The sequence below is a fragment of the Xanthomonas sp. SHU 308 genome, from assembly GCF_000364645.1.
Classification (GTDB): domain Bacteria; phylum Pseudomonadota; class Gammaproteobacteria; order Xanthomonadales; family Xanthomonadaceae; genus Xanthomonas_A; species Xanthomonas_A sontii.
Genome location: NZ_AQOK01000781.1, coordinates 1 through 13,717 on the forward strand (window position 1 = coordinate 1; position 13,717 = coordinate 13,717).

At 71.2% G+C, this 13,717-nt stretch carries 12 protein-coding genes and 1 tRNA gene; all 13 read left to right on the forward strand.

Annotated features, from left to right (window positions below; translation table 11 throughout):
* On the forward strand, nucleotides 1-657 hold a 657-nt coding region (gene kdsB, locus D588_RS0120370; protein WP_017917313.1), incomplete at its 5' end, for a 3-deoxy-manno-octulosonate cytidylyltransferase.
* A complete protein-coding gene (locus tag D588_RS0120375; RefSeq protein ID WP_017917314.1) occupies nucleotides 654-1,142 on the forward strand; it encodes a low molecular weight protein-tyrosine-phosphatase in 489 nt (162 codons plus the stop codon). The genes kdsB and D588_RS0120375, both read left to right, overlap by 4 nt.
* On the forward strand, nucleotides 1,139-2,560 hold the full coding sequence (locus D588_RS0120380; RefSeq protein WP_017917315.1) for a redoxin domain-containing protein: 1,422 nt from the start codon (nucleotides 1,139-1,141) through the stop codon (nucleotides 2,558-2,560). The genes D588_RS0120375 and D588_RS0120380 overlap by 4 nt, the downstream gene beginning before the upstream one ends.
* Nucleotides 2,557-4,416 carry an excinuclease ABC subunit UvrC gene (gene uvrC / locus D588_RS0120385; protein ID WP_017917316.1) on the forward strand — a complete coding sequence of 620 codons (1,860 nt, stop codon included), beginning with the start codon at nucleotides 2,557-2,559 and terminating at the stop codon, nucleotides 4,414-4,416. The genes D588_RS0120380 and uvrC overlap by 4 nt, the downstream gene beginning before the upstream one ends.
* Nucleotides 4,417-4,425: 9 nt before the next feature.
* Nucleotides 4,426-5,061, forward strand: coding sequence for a CDP-diacylglycerol--glycerol-3-phosphate 3-phosphatidyltransferase (gene pgsA, locus D588_RS0120390; protein WP_010342633.1), 636 nt, complete (start codon nucleotides 4,426-4,428; stop codon nucleotides 5,059-5,061).
* A gap of 36 nt (nucleotides 5,062-5,097) precedes the next feature.
* A tRNA-Gly gene (locus D588_RS0120395) sits at nucleotides 5,098-5,173 on the forward strand.
* Nucleotides 5,174-5,697: 524 nt separating this feature from the next.
* Nucleotides 5,698-6,705: a UDP-glucuronic acid decarboxylase family protein gene (locus D588_RS25745; protein WP_051067897.1), complete on the forward strand. Its 1,008-nt coding sequence runs from the start codon at nucleotides 5,698-5,700 to the stop codon at nucleotides 6,703-6,705.
* On the forward strand, nucleotides 6,692-7,849 hold the full coding sequence (locus tag D588_RS0120405) for an NAD-dependent epimerase/dehydratase family protein (protein WP_223875492.1): 1,158 nt from the start codon (nucleotides 6,692-6,694) through the stop codon (nucleotides 7,847-7,849). Before D588_RS25745 ends, D588_RS0120405 begins: the two co-directional genes overlap by 14 nt.
* Complete coding sequence (locus tag D588_RS0120410; RefSeq protein ID WP_017917318.1) at nucleotides 7,846-9,966, forward strand: NAD-dependent epimerase/dehydratase family protein; 2,121 nt, start codon at nucleotides 7,846-7,848, stop codon at nucleotides 9,964-9,966. The genes D588_RS0120405 and D588_RS0120410 overlap by 4 nt, the downstream gene beginning before the upstream one ends.
* Entirely contained in the window at nucleotides 9,963-10,925 is a 963-nt protein-coding gene (locus tag D588_RS0120415; protein ID WP_017917319.1) for a zinc-binding dehydrogenase, read from the forward strand. Before D588_RS0120410 ends, D588_RS0120415 begins: the two co-directional genes overlap by 4 nt.
* Nucleotides 10,922-11,935: a Gfo/Idh/MocA family oxidoreductase gene (locus tag D588_RS0120420; RefSeq protein ID WP_017917320.1), complete on the forward strand. Its 1,014-nt coding sequence runs from the start codon at nucleotides 10,922-10,924 to the stop codon at nucleotides 11,933-11,935. The genes D588_RS0120415 and D588_RS0120420 overlap by 4 nt, the downstream gene beginning before the upstream one ends.
* Nucleotides 11,925-13,088, forward strand: coding sequence for a glycosyltransferase family 4 protein (locus tag D588_RS25750; protein ID WP_017917321.1), 1,164 nt, complete (start codon nucleotides 11,925-11,927; stop codon nucleotides 13,086-13,088). Before D588_RS0120420 ends, D588_RS25750 begins: the two co-directional genes overlap by 11 nt.
* The coding region (locus D588_RS0120430) for a glycosyltransferase (RefSeq protein WP_017917322.1) at nucleotides 13,085-13,717 on the forward strand (633 nt) is incomplete at its 3' end. The genes D588_RS25750 and D588_RS0120430, both read left to right, overlap by 4 nt.

Genomic DNA, 13,717 nt, shown 5'->3' on the forward strand with positions numbered 1-13,717 from the left:
GCGCTCGCCGCCGGCGCCGCGCAGGTGTGGGTGGCCGCCGACGATGCGCGCATCGCCGCCGCGGTGGCCGACCTGGACGGCGTGCACGTGGCCACGACTTCCAGCGACCACGCCTCGGGCACCGATCGCCTGGCCGAATGCGCCGACATCGCCGGCTGGGACGATGCGACCCTGGTGGTCAACCTGCAGGGCGACGAGCCGTTCGCGCCGGTCGCCGGCATCGTCGCGGTGGCGCGGACCCTGGCCGACAGCGGCGCCGAGATGGCGACCCTGGGCACGCCGGTGGGCGCGGCCGAGCACCTGTTCGATCCCAACGTGGTCAAGCTGGTGCGTAGCGCCGCTGGCGATGCGCTGTACTTCAGCCGCGCACCGATTCCCTGGCACCGCGATGCCTTCGCCGCCTCGCAGACCCAGTTGCCGCTGCCCGGCCCGTGGCTGCGGCATATCGGCATCTACGCCTATCGCGCCGGCTTCCTGCGCCGGTTCGCGGCGATGCCGCCGGGCGCGCTGGAGCGGATCGAGTCGCTGGAGCAGTTGCGGGTGCTGGAAGCCGGCTTCCGCATCGCGGTGGCGCTGTCGCCGGCGCCGTTCCCGCCCGGCGTGGATACGCCCGAGGACCTGGCGCGCGCCGAGGCCTACCTGCAGGGGCAGGCATGAAGCTGCTGCTGGTGTGCCTGGGCAACATCTGCCGTTCGCCGATGGCCGAGGGCGCGCTGCGCCACCACCTGCAGCGCTCGCCGCTGGCGAGTGTGGTGGAGGTCGACTCGGCCGGCACCGGCGACTGGCACCGCGGCGAGCCGCCGGACCGGCGCGCGGTCGCCTGCGCCGCCGCCCATGACGTGGACATCGCCGGCCTGCGCGCCCGGCAACTGCGCGACCGCGACTTTGCCGAGTTCGACTGGATCCTGTGCGCCGACGCGGCCAACCTGCGCGACGTGCGCCAGCGCGCTCCGGCGGCGGCGCACGAGCGCGTGGCGCTGTGGCTGCCGTGGGCCGGGGTGCACGGCCACCGCGAGATCCCGGATCCGTACACCGGTGGCAGCGCCCAGTTCGAGCAGGTCTGGCAACTGGTAGACGAAGCCGCCGCCGGCAGCGTGGCGCGACTGTCCGTCGACCTCGGCTCCGGCATAATCGGCCGATGAATTCCATCGCCGCCCTGGAACTCCCCGCGTCCGGCGCCTGGCTCAACGCCGAGCCGATCCGCCTGCGCGATCTGCAGGGCCGGGCGCTGGTGCTGGCCTTCGTCAACGCCGCCTCGGTCTGGTGCGCGCAGCGCCTGGCCGAACTCGGCCAGTGGCAGGCGCGCAATCCCGGACGGCTGCAGGTGATCGTGGTGCAGGTGCCGCGCTTCGACAGCGAGCGCGAGCCGCAGCGGGCGCTGAAGCTGCTGCGCAGCCAGGGCGTGTCCGCGCCGGTCCTGCTCGATGCCGATTGGGCCGCCTGGCAGCGCTTCGGCGTCCAGGCCTGGCCGACCCTGGTGCTGATCGACGCCAGCGGTGTCGAACGCGAGCGCCTGGTCGGCATCGGCGGCGCCGAACTGGACAAGGCGCTGCACGCGCTCTGCGCCGGACAGCCGTTGCCGCTGGACGAGGACCTGCGCGACGCCCGCGAGACCCAGCCGGAGCCGCGCCTGCCGCTGCGCTTCCCGACCGGACTGGCGGTGGCCGAGGATCGCCTGTACGTCGCCGACAGCGGCCATCACCGCATCCTCGAATGCAGCACCAGCGGCCGCGTGCTGCGCCAGTTCGGCATCGGCACCGCCGACTTCATCGACGGCGCGATCGGCGAGGCGGCGTTCCACCGCCCGCGCGGGCTGGCGCTGGAGCGCGGCGTGCTGTACGTGGCCGACACCGGCAACCATGCGCTGCGCCGGATCAACCTGCTCACCGGCCAGGTCGACACGCTGTGCGGCAACGGCCGCGCCGGCGAGCCGGTCGAAGGCCCGGTGGAGCAACCGCTGCTGGCGCCGCTGAACCATCCGCAGGACGTGGTGATCGCCGACAACCAGGTGCACCTGGCGATGGCCGGCGACAACCGCATCTGGAGCTACGACCTGGGCAGCCGCAGCCTGCGCTGGCGCGCCGGTGCCGGCGCGCTGGAGCTGCGCGACGGCAGCGGCCACCTGGCCGCGTTCGCGCAGCCGTGCAGCCTGGCCGCGGTGCAGCAGGTGCTGTACGTGTGCGATGCGCTGGGCTCGGCGGTGCGCTCGATGCAGTTGCGCGGCGACCTGGTGCAGACCCTGCTCGGCGGCCAGGGGCCATGGGATTTCGGCAATGAGGACGGGCCGCGCAGCCGCGCCCGCCTGCAGTTCCCGCAGGCGATCGCGCTGAGCCCGGACGCGCCGCTGCTGTGGATCGCCGACAGCGGTAACGGCAGTCTGCGCAGCCTGCGTCTGGGCGGCGGCGAACTGTCCACCGCGGCCTTGCCGCGGCGCCTGCATGGCCCGGGCGGGTTGGCGGTGAGCGCCGGCACGGTGTGGATCGCCGAGACCGATGCGCATGCGGTGCTGCGCTACGACATCGCCAGTGGCGAACTGCACGACGTCGCGATCGGCGAATGAGCACCCCCGCATTGCCCGCGTTCGACGGCAAGGCCTTTGCCGCCAACCTCAGTACCGCGCCCGGCGTCTACCGCATGTACGCCGCCGACGACACCTTGCTCTACGTCGGCAAGGCCGGCGCACTGCGCAAGCGCGTGTCCAGCTACTTCAGCGGCTCGCCGAAGAATGCGCGGACCATGGCCATGCTGGCGCAGGTGGCGCGCATGGACGTCACCGTCACCCGCAGCGAGGGCGAGGCGCTGCTGCTGGAAAACCAGCTGATCAAGTCGCTGTCGCCGCGCTACAACGTGTCGCTGCGCGACGACAAGAGCTATCCCTACGTGCTGCTGACCCGCGAGGAGTGGCCGCGGATCACCCTGCACCGTGGCCCGCGCGCGGTGCCCGGCCGCTATTTCGGGCCGTATCCCGGCGTCACCGCGGTGCGCGAGACGCTGAACCTGATGCACAAGCTGTTCAAGCTGCGCAGCTGCGAGGACAGCGTGTTCCGCAATCGTTCGCGGCCGTGCCTGCAGTACCAGATCGGCCGTTGCAGCGCGCCGTGCGTGGCGTTGGTGGCGGCCGACGAGTACGCCGAGGCGGTGCGCCGCTCCACGCTGTTCCTGGAAGGGCGCAGCGACCAGCTCGGCGAGGAATTGGTGCAGGCGATGCAGGCCGCCAGCGAACGTCTGGAGTTCGAACGCGCCGCGCGCCTGCGCGATCTGCTGGGCTCGCTGCGCAGCATGCAGAGCCGGCAATACGTGGACGGCCGTGCCGCCGACCTCGACGTGCTGGCCTGCGCCACCCAGGGCGCCAACGCCTGCGTGCTGCTGCTGGCGTTCCGCGACGGCCGCAACCTCGGCACCCGCGCGTTCTTCCCCAAGACCAACGGCGAGGACAGTGCCGCCGAGGTGCTGGGCGCGTTCGTGTCGCAGTACTACGTCGAGCACGCGCCGCCGCGCGAGGTGCTGCTGGACCGCGAGATTCCAGACGCCGAGCTGATCGAGGCGGCGCTCAGCTCGGCCGCCGAACGCAAGGTGCAACTGAAGTGGAACGTGCGCGGCGAGCGCGCCGGCTACCTGGAGCTGGCCAGCCGCAACGCCCAGGCCACCCTGGTCACCGAACTGACCAGCCGCAACGCCCAGCATGCGCGCAGCGAGGCGCTGCGCGAGATGCTCGGCCTGACCGAACCGGTCAAGCGGGTGGAGTGCTTCGACATCAGCCACACCATGGGCGAGGCCACGGTGGCCTCGTGCGTGGTGTTCGACGCCAGCGGTCCGGTGCGCAGCCAGTACCGGCGCTACAACATCAGCGGCATCGAGCCGGGCGACGACTACGCGGCGATGCGCCAGGCGATCGAGCGCCGCTTCCGTCGCGCCGCCGAAGGCGAGGGCAAGGGCGACGTGGTGCTGCCGGACGTGCTGCTGATCGACGGCGGCGCCGGCCAGCTGGCGCAGGCCACCGGCGCGCTGGCCGACCTGGGCGTGGACGTGGTGCTGCTGATCGGCGTGGCCAAGGGCGCCGAGCGCCGCGCCGGCCACGAGACCCTGGTAATGCCGGACGGGCGCGAACTGCGCCCGGGCGCGGCGTCGCCGGCGCTGCAGTTCATCCAGCAGGTGCGCGACGAGGCACACCGCTTCGCCATCACCGGCCACCGCGGGCGCCGCCAGAAGGCGCGCATGACCAGCAAGCTGGAGGACATCCCCGGCATCGGCCCGCGCCGCCGCGCCAGCCTGCTCAAGCATTTCGGCGGGCTGGCCGGACTCAAGGCCGCCGGCGAGGCCGAGATCGCGCGGGTGGAAGGCATCAACGACGCACTGGCCGCACGAATCTACGCTAACCTGCACGGACTGCCGGTGCCCGATCCGGCAGGCGAGTAGAGCAGCGCAATGAAGTTGACCATCCCCACCTGGCTCACGCTGCTGCGGATCGTGATGATCCCCGTGCTGGTGCTGGTGTTCTATCTGCCGTACACCTGGACCAACTTCGCCTCGGCGGCGATCTTCGGCCTGGCCGCGTTCACCGACTGGCTGGACGGCTGGGTGGCGCGGCGCTACCACCAGTACTCCGCGTTCGGCGCGTTCCTGGATCCGGTGGCCGACAAGCTGATGGTGGCGGTGGCGCTGTTCCTGATCGTGCAGGGCCACCCGACGCCGTGGATGGCGTTCTGGGCGGCGGTGATCGTCGGCCGCGAGATCGCGGTGTCGGCGCTGCGCGAATGGATGGCCGAGATCGGCCAGCGCGCCAAGGTGCGGGTGGCGATGATCGGCAAGATCAAGACCACCGCGCAGATGGTGGCGCTGCTGTGCCTGCTGTACTCGGTGATGCCCGACGGCTCGCCGCCGGAGAGCGTGTGGATGGGCCTGTTCGTCTTCCACGTCGGCGACTGGACCCTGGCGATCGCCGCGATCCTGACCCTGTTGTCGGGTATCCAGTACCTGCATGCGGCCTGGCCGAGCCTGCGCGACGACGAGCGCGCGGCGGTGGCGGAAAAGAACGCGAAAAAAATCGAAGGCAACGGTTGACAGGCTGCGTGGTCCCGGTAGAATTCGCGGCCTCAAGCGGGAATAGCTCAGTTGGTAGAGCGCAACCTTGCCAAGGTTGAGGTCGCGAGTTCGAGTCTCGTTTCCCGCTCCACATTCAGCAGTACCGACATCCAGTGCAGATGCACAGGATGTCCGAAAAAGGGCTTCGGCCCTTTTTTCATGCCCGCATGCCGGCCGAAGCCACGGCGCTCGCCTGACCCGGGGCATGGCGCATCGCCGGTGCGGATGCGCCGTCCCGATTGTCGTGCCAGCCGCGCGGAGGCGAGAACGTCCCGCCTCCCTCACTGCGGCCCCGTTGGCCGAGCATTCGCGACCGTTGCAGCATGGGCCGCGCCGCTGGCGCAGGTTACGCGCTGACGCGGCCCCAGCCCGGCAATTTTTTCCTTCGCGCCTTGCAGGCGCGCGGCTGACTTCACGTCACGCCCACGCGCGCATGCACGCATTGCGTACGCGTCGGTCACAGAACGGGACAGGCCGTCGCCGAAACGTCCGCGGCATCGCGCGCAGCGACGCCGTCCGCCGCATTGCGCTGCGGTTTCGCCGGTACTTGGCACGCGATTTGCGCTGAGTCTCCCACGCCAGGCGATGACGCCCGGCCTCTGCGAGGAGTCGATGATGGATGGCGCAATTCCTTCCCCTACCACCCAAGCGCCACCGCGCGCGTTGGTCGCCGGCGGTGCCGGCTTCGTCGGCGCGCATCTGTGCGAGCGTCTGCTGGACGACGGTTACGACGTCACCGTGCTGGACAACCTGCTGACCGGTTCGCTGGACAACATCGCGCACCTGCTGGCGCGTCCGCGTTTCCGCTTCGTCGCCCACGACGTAGTGCAGCCGTATCAGGCCAAGGTCGACTGGGTGTTCAACCTGGCCTGCTGCGCTTCGCCGGTGCATTACCAAGCGCGTCCGCTGCATACCCTGCAGACCTGCCTGGAAGGTGCGATCAACCTGTTGGAGGTGGCGCGCAGCAATGGCGCGACCATCTTCCAGGCCTCCACCAGCGAGGTCTACGGCGAGCCGGAAGTGCATCCGCAGCGCGAGGACTATCGCGGCGCGGTCAGCCCGATCGGCCCGCGCGCCTGCTACGACGAGGGCAAGCGCTGCGCCGAAGCGGCGTTCTTCGACTATCACCGCCTGTATGCCACCGACATCAAGGTCGGGCGCATCTTCAACACCTACGGGCCGCGCATGCGCAACGACGACGGCCGGGTGGTGTCCAACCTGATCGTGCAGGCGCTGCGCGGGCAACCGCTGACCCTGTACGGCGACGGCAGCCAGACCCGCTCGTTCTGCTACGTCTCCGATCTGGTCGAGGGCATCGTGCAACTGATGCGCAGCCCGCGTGGCTGGACCGGTCCGGTCAACCTCGGCAACCCGCACGAGATCACCGTGGCCGAACTGGCGCAGCGCATCCTCGCGCTGACCGGCTCGTCCTCGCGCATCGTGCGCCGGCCCATCCCCAAGGACGATCCGACCCGGCGTTGTCCGGACATCGGCCTGGCGCGGCGCGAGCTCGGCTGGGAACCGCGGGTGGCGCTGGACGAGGGCCTGCGCAGCACCATCGCCTGGTTCCAGGCGCATCTGCACGACATCCCGGACCTGGAGGTGGAACGTGACTGTGCATGAACTCAGGAGCAGCGCCAGCCGCGCGCAGGCCGGCAAGCGCGTGCTGATCACCGGTGGCGCCGGCTTCGTCGGCTCGCATCTGGCCGACGAACTGCTTGCCCACGGCTACCGGGTGCGGGTGCTGGACAACCTGTGCGCGCAGGTGCACGGCATGCAGGCCGCGCGACCGGCGTATCTCGCGGAGGACGTGGAGCTGATGGTCGGCGACGTCTGCGATCCGGTGGCGGTACGGCTTGCGCTGCGCGATGTGGACGGGGTGTTTCACCTCGCCGCGGCAGTCGGCGTCGGCCAGAGCATGTACCAGATCGCGCACTACACCCATACCAACAATCTCGGCACCGCGGTGCTGCTGGAAGCGCTGGTGGAGCGGCCGGTGCAGCGGCTGGTGGTGGCGTCGAGCATGAGCATCTACGGCGAGGGCGCCTACGTCGATGCCGACGGCACGCCGGTGCCGGTGCGCGAGCGCCCGCTGGCGCAACTGCGCCGCGCGCAGTGGGAGCCGAGCGTGGACGGGCGCCCGCTGCAGCCGGTGCCGACCGACGAACGCAAGCCGGCCGAACCTTCCTCGGTGTACGCGCTGTCCAAGCTGGACCAGGAACGCCTGTGCCTGATCGTCGGCCAGGCGTATGCGATCCCGACCACCGCGTTGCGCTTCTTCAACATCTACGGCACGCGCCAGGCGCTGTCCAATCCCTACACCGGTGTGCTGGCGATCTTCGCGGCGCGGTTGCTCAACCGCAAACCGCCGGTGATCTTCGAGGACGGTGCGCAACGCCGCGATTTCGTCCATGTCAGCGACGTCGCGCGCGCCTGCCGCCTGGCCTACGAATGCGAAAGCGCCGCCGGCCTGGCGCTCAACGTCGGCAGCGGCCAGGCGGTCAGCATCAACGAAGTGGGGCAGCGCATCGCCGCGGCGATGGGCATCGACGATCTGCCGCCGCAGGTCTCCGGCAACTACCGGGTCGGCGACATCCGCCACTGCTTCGCCGATATCGCGCTGGCCCGCGAACGCATCGGCTATGCGCCGCAGGTGGACCTGCAGCAGGGCCTGGAAGAACTGGTGGAGTGGCTGCGCGAGCAGACCGCCGCCGACGGCGTGGAGGCGGCCAATGCCGAGCTGGCGCGGCGGGGGTTGCAGGGATGAGCGCACAGGCACGCGAACGGCTGGCCGAGATCGGCCTGATCGAATGGTTGCGCATCGGCGACGAGGATGCGGTGCATGCGCTGTTGCGCGACATGCGCGAGCTCGGCGTGCGCCGGCTGCGCACCCAGTTCTCCTGGGCCGACTGGCATACCGCCGAAGGCGAGCGCTGGTACGCTTGGCTGATGCCGCTGCTGAGCGCCCACTGCGAGGTGCTGCCGTGCTTCTGCTACACCCCGCCATCGCTGGGGCTGGAGCCGCGCACGGCGTCGCCGCCGCGCGACAGCAAGGCCTTCGCCGATTTCATCGACCAGGTGGTGGGTCGCTTCGGCGCCGGCTTCGAGTGGATCGAACTGTGGAACGAGCCGAACAACCTCAACGACTGGGACTGGCACCTGGACCACGACTGGCAGCGCTTCGCCGAGATGATCGGCCAGGCCGCGCACTGGGCGCACCAGTTGGGCAAGAAGACCCTGCTCGGCGGCATGTGCCCGACCGATCCGAACTGGCTGGCGCTGATGGCGCAGCGTGGGGCGCTGGCGCACATCGACGCGGTCGGCGTGCACGGCTTTCCCGGCACCTGGGATTTCCGCCGCCGGCCGTGGGCGGAGGTGCTCGGCGACGTCCGCGCGGTGCTGGCCGCGCACGGTCTGCAGCCGCAGGTCTGGCTCAGCGAGACCGGGTATTCGACCTGGCGGCATGACGAGATCGAGCAGGTACGGCAGTTGCGCGAGACCCTGGATGCGCCGGTGGAGCGGCTGTACTGGTATGCCGCGCGCGACCTGCACGGCAGCATCAGCCACCAGGACGGTTTCCACGAGGACGAGCGCCACTATCACTTCGGCCTGCGCGACGAGCGCGGCCGCGCCAAGCTGCTGTACCGGCTGTGGGCCGAGCAGGGCTACGACGGCATCCAGGCGCTGGCGTCGCTGCACCACGAGCACGGCGCCAACCTGTCGCGCGCGCCGCGCCCGGACCTCGCGCCGGCGCCGACGGTCGCGCCACGCGCCGACGCGCACGCGCCGATCCACACCCTGCCGCGGTCGCGTGGGCAGGATGCGGTGCTGATCACCGGCGGCGCCGGCTTCATCGGCACCAATCTGGCCGCGCGCCTGCTCGACAGCGGACGCCGGGTCATCGTCTACGACAACCTGTCGCGCCCGGGCGTGGAGCACAACCTGCAGTGGCTGCGTCGCCACTATCCCGGCGAGCGTCTGCAGGTGGAAGTGGGCGACGTGCGCGATCGGCATCTGCTCGGCGATGCAGTGGCGCAGGCGGCGCAGGTGTTCCACCTGGCCGCGCAGGTGGCGGTGACCTCCAGCCTGGAGGATCCGTCGCACGACTTCGAGGTCAACCTGCGCGGCACCTTCAACGTGCTCGAGGCGATCCGCGGCGCGCGGCGCCCGCCGCCGCTGCTGTTCACCTCCACCAACAAGGTCTATGGCGCGCTGGACGACGTCGCGCTGGAAGCCGACGCGCAGCGCTACCAGCCGAGCGATCCGCTGCTGCGCGCGCGCGGCATCGACGAGCGCCGCGCGCTGGATTTCCACAGCCCCTACGGCTGCTCCAAGGGCGGTGCCGACCAGTACGTGCTGGACTATGCGCGCAGCTTCGGCCTGCAGGCGGTGGTGCTGCGGATGAGCTGCATCTACGGCCCGCACCAATGCGGCAACGAAGACCAGGGCTGGGTCGCGCATTTCCTGATCCGCGCGCTGCAGGGGCAGCCGATCACCGTATACGGCGATGGCCGCCAGGTCCGCGATCTGTTGTTCGTGGACGACCTGGTCGAGGCGTTCCTGCAATGCCAGGCGCAGATGCCGCGGCTGTCCGGGCGGGCGTTCAACATGGGCGGCGGCCCCGCCAACGCCGCCAGCCTGCGCGAGGTGCTGCGCCGGATCGAGTCGCTGGTCGGCCATCGCCTGGAACTGGCGCACGCGGCGCCGCGGGTCGGCGACCAGCGTTATTACGTCTCCGACACCCGCGCCTTCGCCGCGGCCACCGGCTGGTCACCTCGCGTCGGCGCCGAGGCCGGCATCGCCCGGCTGCACCGCTGGCTGCACACGCAGGCCGAGCGCGCCGCACCTGTTTCCCCACCGCAACGGAGGATCCACGCCGCATGAACAGCATGCATGCCGCCGTGTTCGAAGGCCCGGGCCGCATCGTCACGCAGCGCCAGTCGCGTCCCGAACCCGCCCCGCAGCAAGTGCGGGTGCGCCTGCAGGGCTGCGGCGTGTGCGCGTCCAATCTGCCGGTGTGGGCCGGCCGGCCCTGGTTCGCCTATCCGTTCGAACCCGGTGCGCCGGGCCACGAAGGCTGGGGCGAGATCGACGCGGTCGGTGCCGAGGTGCAGGGCTGGGCGCCGGGCGACCGAGTCGCGCTATTGTCCGGCCGGGCCTACGCCGAGTACGACCTGGCCGAGACCGATGCGCTGGTGCGGTTGCCGCCGGCGCTGGACGGCCGCGACCTGCCTGGCGAGCCGCTGGCCTGTGCGATGAACATCCTGCGCCGCAGCGACATCCGCCCCGGCCAGACCGTGGCGGTGGTCGGAGTGGGCTTCATCGGCGCGCTGTTGATCCAGTTGGCCACCGGCCTGGGTGCGCAGGTGATCGCGCTGTCGCGGCGCGACTACGCCCTGCAGGTCGCGCGCCAGTGCGGCGCCAGCGCCACGCTGGCCACCGAGGATCGCTACGCGGCGATCGGTGCGGTGCACGAACTCACCGGCGGCAGCGGCTGCCTGCGGGTGATCGAGGCCGCAGGCGAGCAGGTCACCCTGGATATCGCCAGCGCGCTGTGCGGCGAGGGCGGGCGCCTGGTCATCGCCGGCTACCACCAGGACGGCCCGCGCCAGGTCGACATGCAGCAGTGGAACTGGCGCGGCCTGGACGTGGTCAACGCGCACGAACGCGATCCGCGGGTGGCGTTGCGCGGCTTGCAGGAGGCGGTGGAGGCGGTCGCCGACGGGCGTCTGGATCCGTTCCCGCTGTTGACCCATCGCTACGCGCTGGACCAGTTGCCGCAGGCATTCGCGGCAATGGACGCGCGCCCGGATGGGTTCCTCAAAGCCGTGGTGCTGGCATGAACGCGTACGCGCAACCGCGCTGGCGCGCGCCACGGCTGGGCTTCCTCGGGGTCGGCTGGATCGGCCGCGCGCGCATGCGCGCCCTGGCCGACAGCGGGCTCGGCGAGGTGGTGGCGATCGCCGATGCCAGCGCGACGGCGCTGCACGACGCACGCCAGGACGCACCGGCCGCCGACCTGCTGCCCGACCTGGAGGCGCTGCTGGCGCGCGAGGACCTGGACGGCCTGGTCATCGCCACGCCCAGTGGCGCGCACGCGGCGCAGGCCGCCGCGGCCTTGCAGCGCGGCCTGGCGGTGTTCTGCCAGAAGCCGCTGACCCGCACCGCCGCCGAAGCCGAGCAGGTGCTGGCGCTGGCGCAACGCCACGACCGCCTGCTCGCGGTGGATTTCAGCTACCGCTTCGCCAAGGGCATGGCGACGCTGCGCGAGCAGATCGCGCAGGGCGCATTGGGCGAGGTGTTCGCGATCGACCTGCTGTTCCACAACGCCTACGGCCCGGACAAGGACTGGTTCTACGACATCGCCCGTTCCGGCGGCGGCTGCGTGATGGACCTGGGCATCCATCTGCTGGACCTGGCGATGTGGCTGACCGGCAGCGGCGGCCATCACGAGCTGCAGGCGGCGCTCTACGCGCAAGGCCGGCCGCTGACCCGGCCGGTGCGGCAGGTGGAGGACTACGCCAGCGCACAGTGGCGCATGGACAACGGCGCCAGCGTGCGCATGGCCTGCTCGTGGCGGCTGCCGGCCGGTTGCGACGCGGTGATCCAGGCCAACGTGTACGGCACCGGTGGCGGCGCGGCACTGCGCAATGTCGACGGCTCGTTCTTCGACTTCACCGTGGACCGCTTCGACGGCACGCGGTGCGAGCGCCTGGCTTCGCCACCGGACGCCTGGGGCGGGCGCGCCTTGCTGGACTGGGCCGAGCGCCTGGCCACCGACCCCGGCTTCGACCCGGCGGCGCTGCATCTGCTCGAGGTCGCCCGCACCGTGGATGCGCTCTATGGACGCTGAGCGCCCGCTGCGGATCCTGATGACCGCCGACACCGTCGGCGGCGTGTGGCAGTACGCGCTGAGCCTGTGCCGGGTGCTGACCGCGCAGGGCGATCGCGTGGAACTGGCGACGATGGGCGCGACCCCCACGCCGGCGCAGTGGCGCGAGGCCGCGGCGATCCAGGGACTGCGCCTGCATGCCAGCGGCTACCGGCTGCTGTGGATGGACGATCCCTGGGCCGATGTGTCCTCGGCCGGGCGCTGGCTGCAGGCACTGGCGGCGCAGGTGCGTCCGGACGTTGTGCATCTGAACGACTATGCGCACGGCGCCCTGGCGTGGCCTGCGCCGGTGCTGATAACCGCCCATTCCTGCGTCGGCTCCTGGTGGCAGGCGGTGCGCGGCGAGGCGCTGCCGCCGGAGTGGGATCACTACCGCGCCACGGTCGCCGCGGGCCTGGCGGCGGCCGATCACGTGGTCGCGCCGACCCAGGCGATGCTGGCGGCACTGCGCGCGCAGTATCCGCTGGACGTGCCGTGCAGCGTGATTGCCAATGGCACCGCGCCGCTGTCGCGGCCGGTGCCGGCCAGCGCCAAGCAGCCCCTGGTGCTGGCGGCAGGACGGCTGTGGGACGAGGCGAAGAATCTGCGGACGCTGGCCGCGGTGGCGCCGCAGCTGCCCTGGGCGCTGCGCATTGCCGGCGAAGCGGCGCATCCGGACGGCGGCACCGCAGCGATTGCGTCGGCGCTGCGACTGGGCCAGCTGCCGCCGTCGCGTCTGCGCCGCTGGATGGCCCGCGCCAGCGTGTATGCGCTGCCGGCGCGCTACGAACCGTTCGGGCTGTCGGCGCTGGAAGCGGCGCAGGCCGGCTGCGCCCTGGTACTGGGCGACATCCCCAGCCTGCGCGAGGTCTGGGGCGATGCGGCGCTGTACGTCGCGCCGGACGACGCACGGGCGCTGACGGCGCAGTTGCAGCGCCTGATCGGCGATCCGCTGCTGCGTCAGCGCATGGCCCGGCGCGCGGTTGCGCAGGCGCGGCACTACACCGCCACCGCCATGGCCGTGGCCTATCGCCAGCGCTATCGGGCGCTGATCGCGCATCGCGGCACGCCCCGCGTTGCCGGACGCGCCGGCCCGCCGGTCCCCTTGCTTTCCTCGATCGGAGTCGGTGCATGAAATTCGTGCTGTTCTATCACTCGCTGGTGTCGGACTGGAACCACGGCAATGCGCATTTCCTGCGCGGCATCGTCGCCGAACTGCAGGCGCGCGGGCACGCGGTGGCGGTGTACGAGCCGCACGACAGCTGGAGCCGTGCGCAACTGCAGGCGGAGGAGGGCGAAGCGCCTTTGCAGGCCTTCGCCGATGCCTTTCCGCAGCTGCGCAGCACGCGCTACGACCTGGCCACGCTGGATCTGGCGCAGGTGCTGGACGGTGCCGACGTGGTGCTGGTACACGAATGGAACGCGCCGGCGCTGATCGCGCGGATCTGCCGCGAGGCGCCTGCCGGATGTCGCGTGTTGTTCCATGACACCCACCACCGCTCGGTCAGCGCCCCCGACGAGATGGCGCAGTTCGACCTGTCCGACTACGACGGCGTACTCGCCTTCGGCGAAGCGGTGCGCCAGCAGTATCTGCGCCATGGCTGGAGCGCGCGCGTGTGGACCTGGCACGAGGCGGCGGATCTGCGCGTGTTCCAGCCGCAGCTCGGGCAGGCGCAGCAGGGCGACCTGCTGTGGATCGGCAACTGGGGCGACGACGAGCGCGCGCAGGAACTGGACACCTTCCTGATCCAGCCGGTGCGGCGG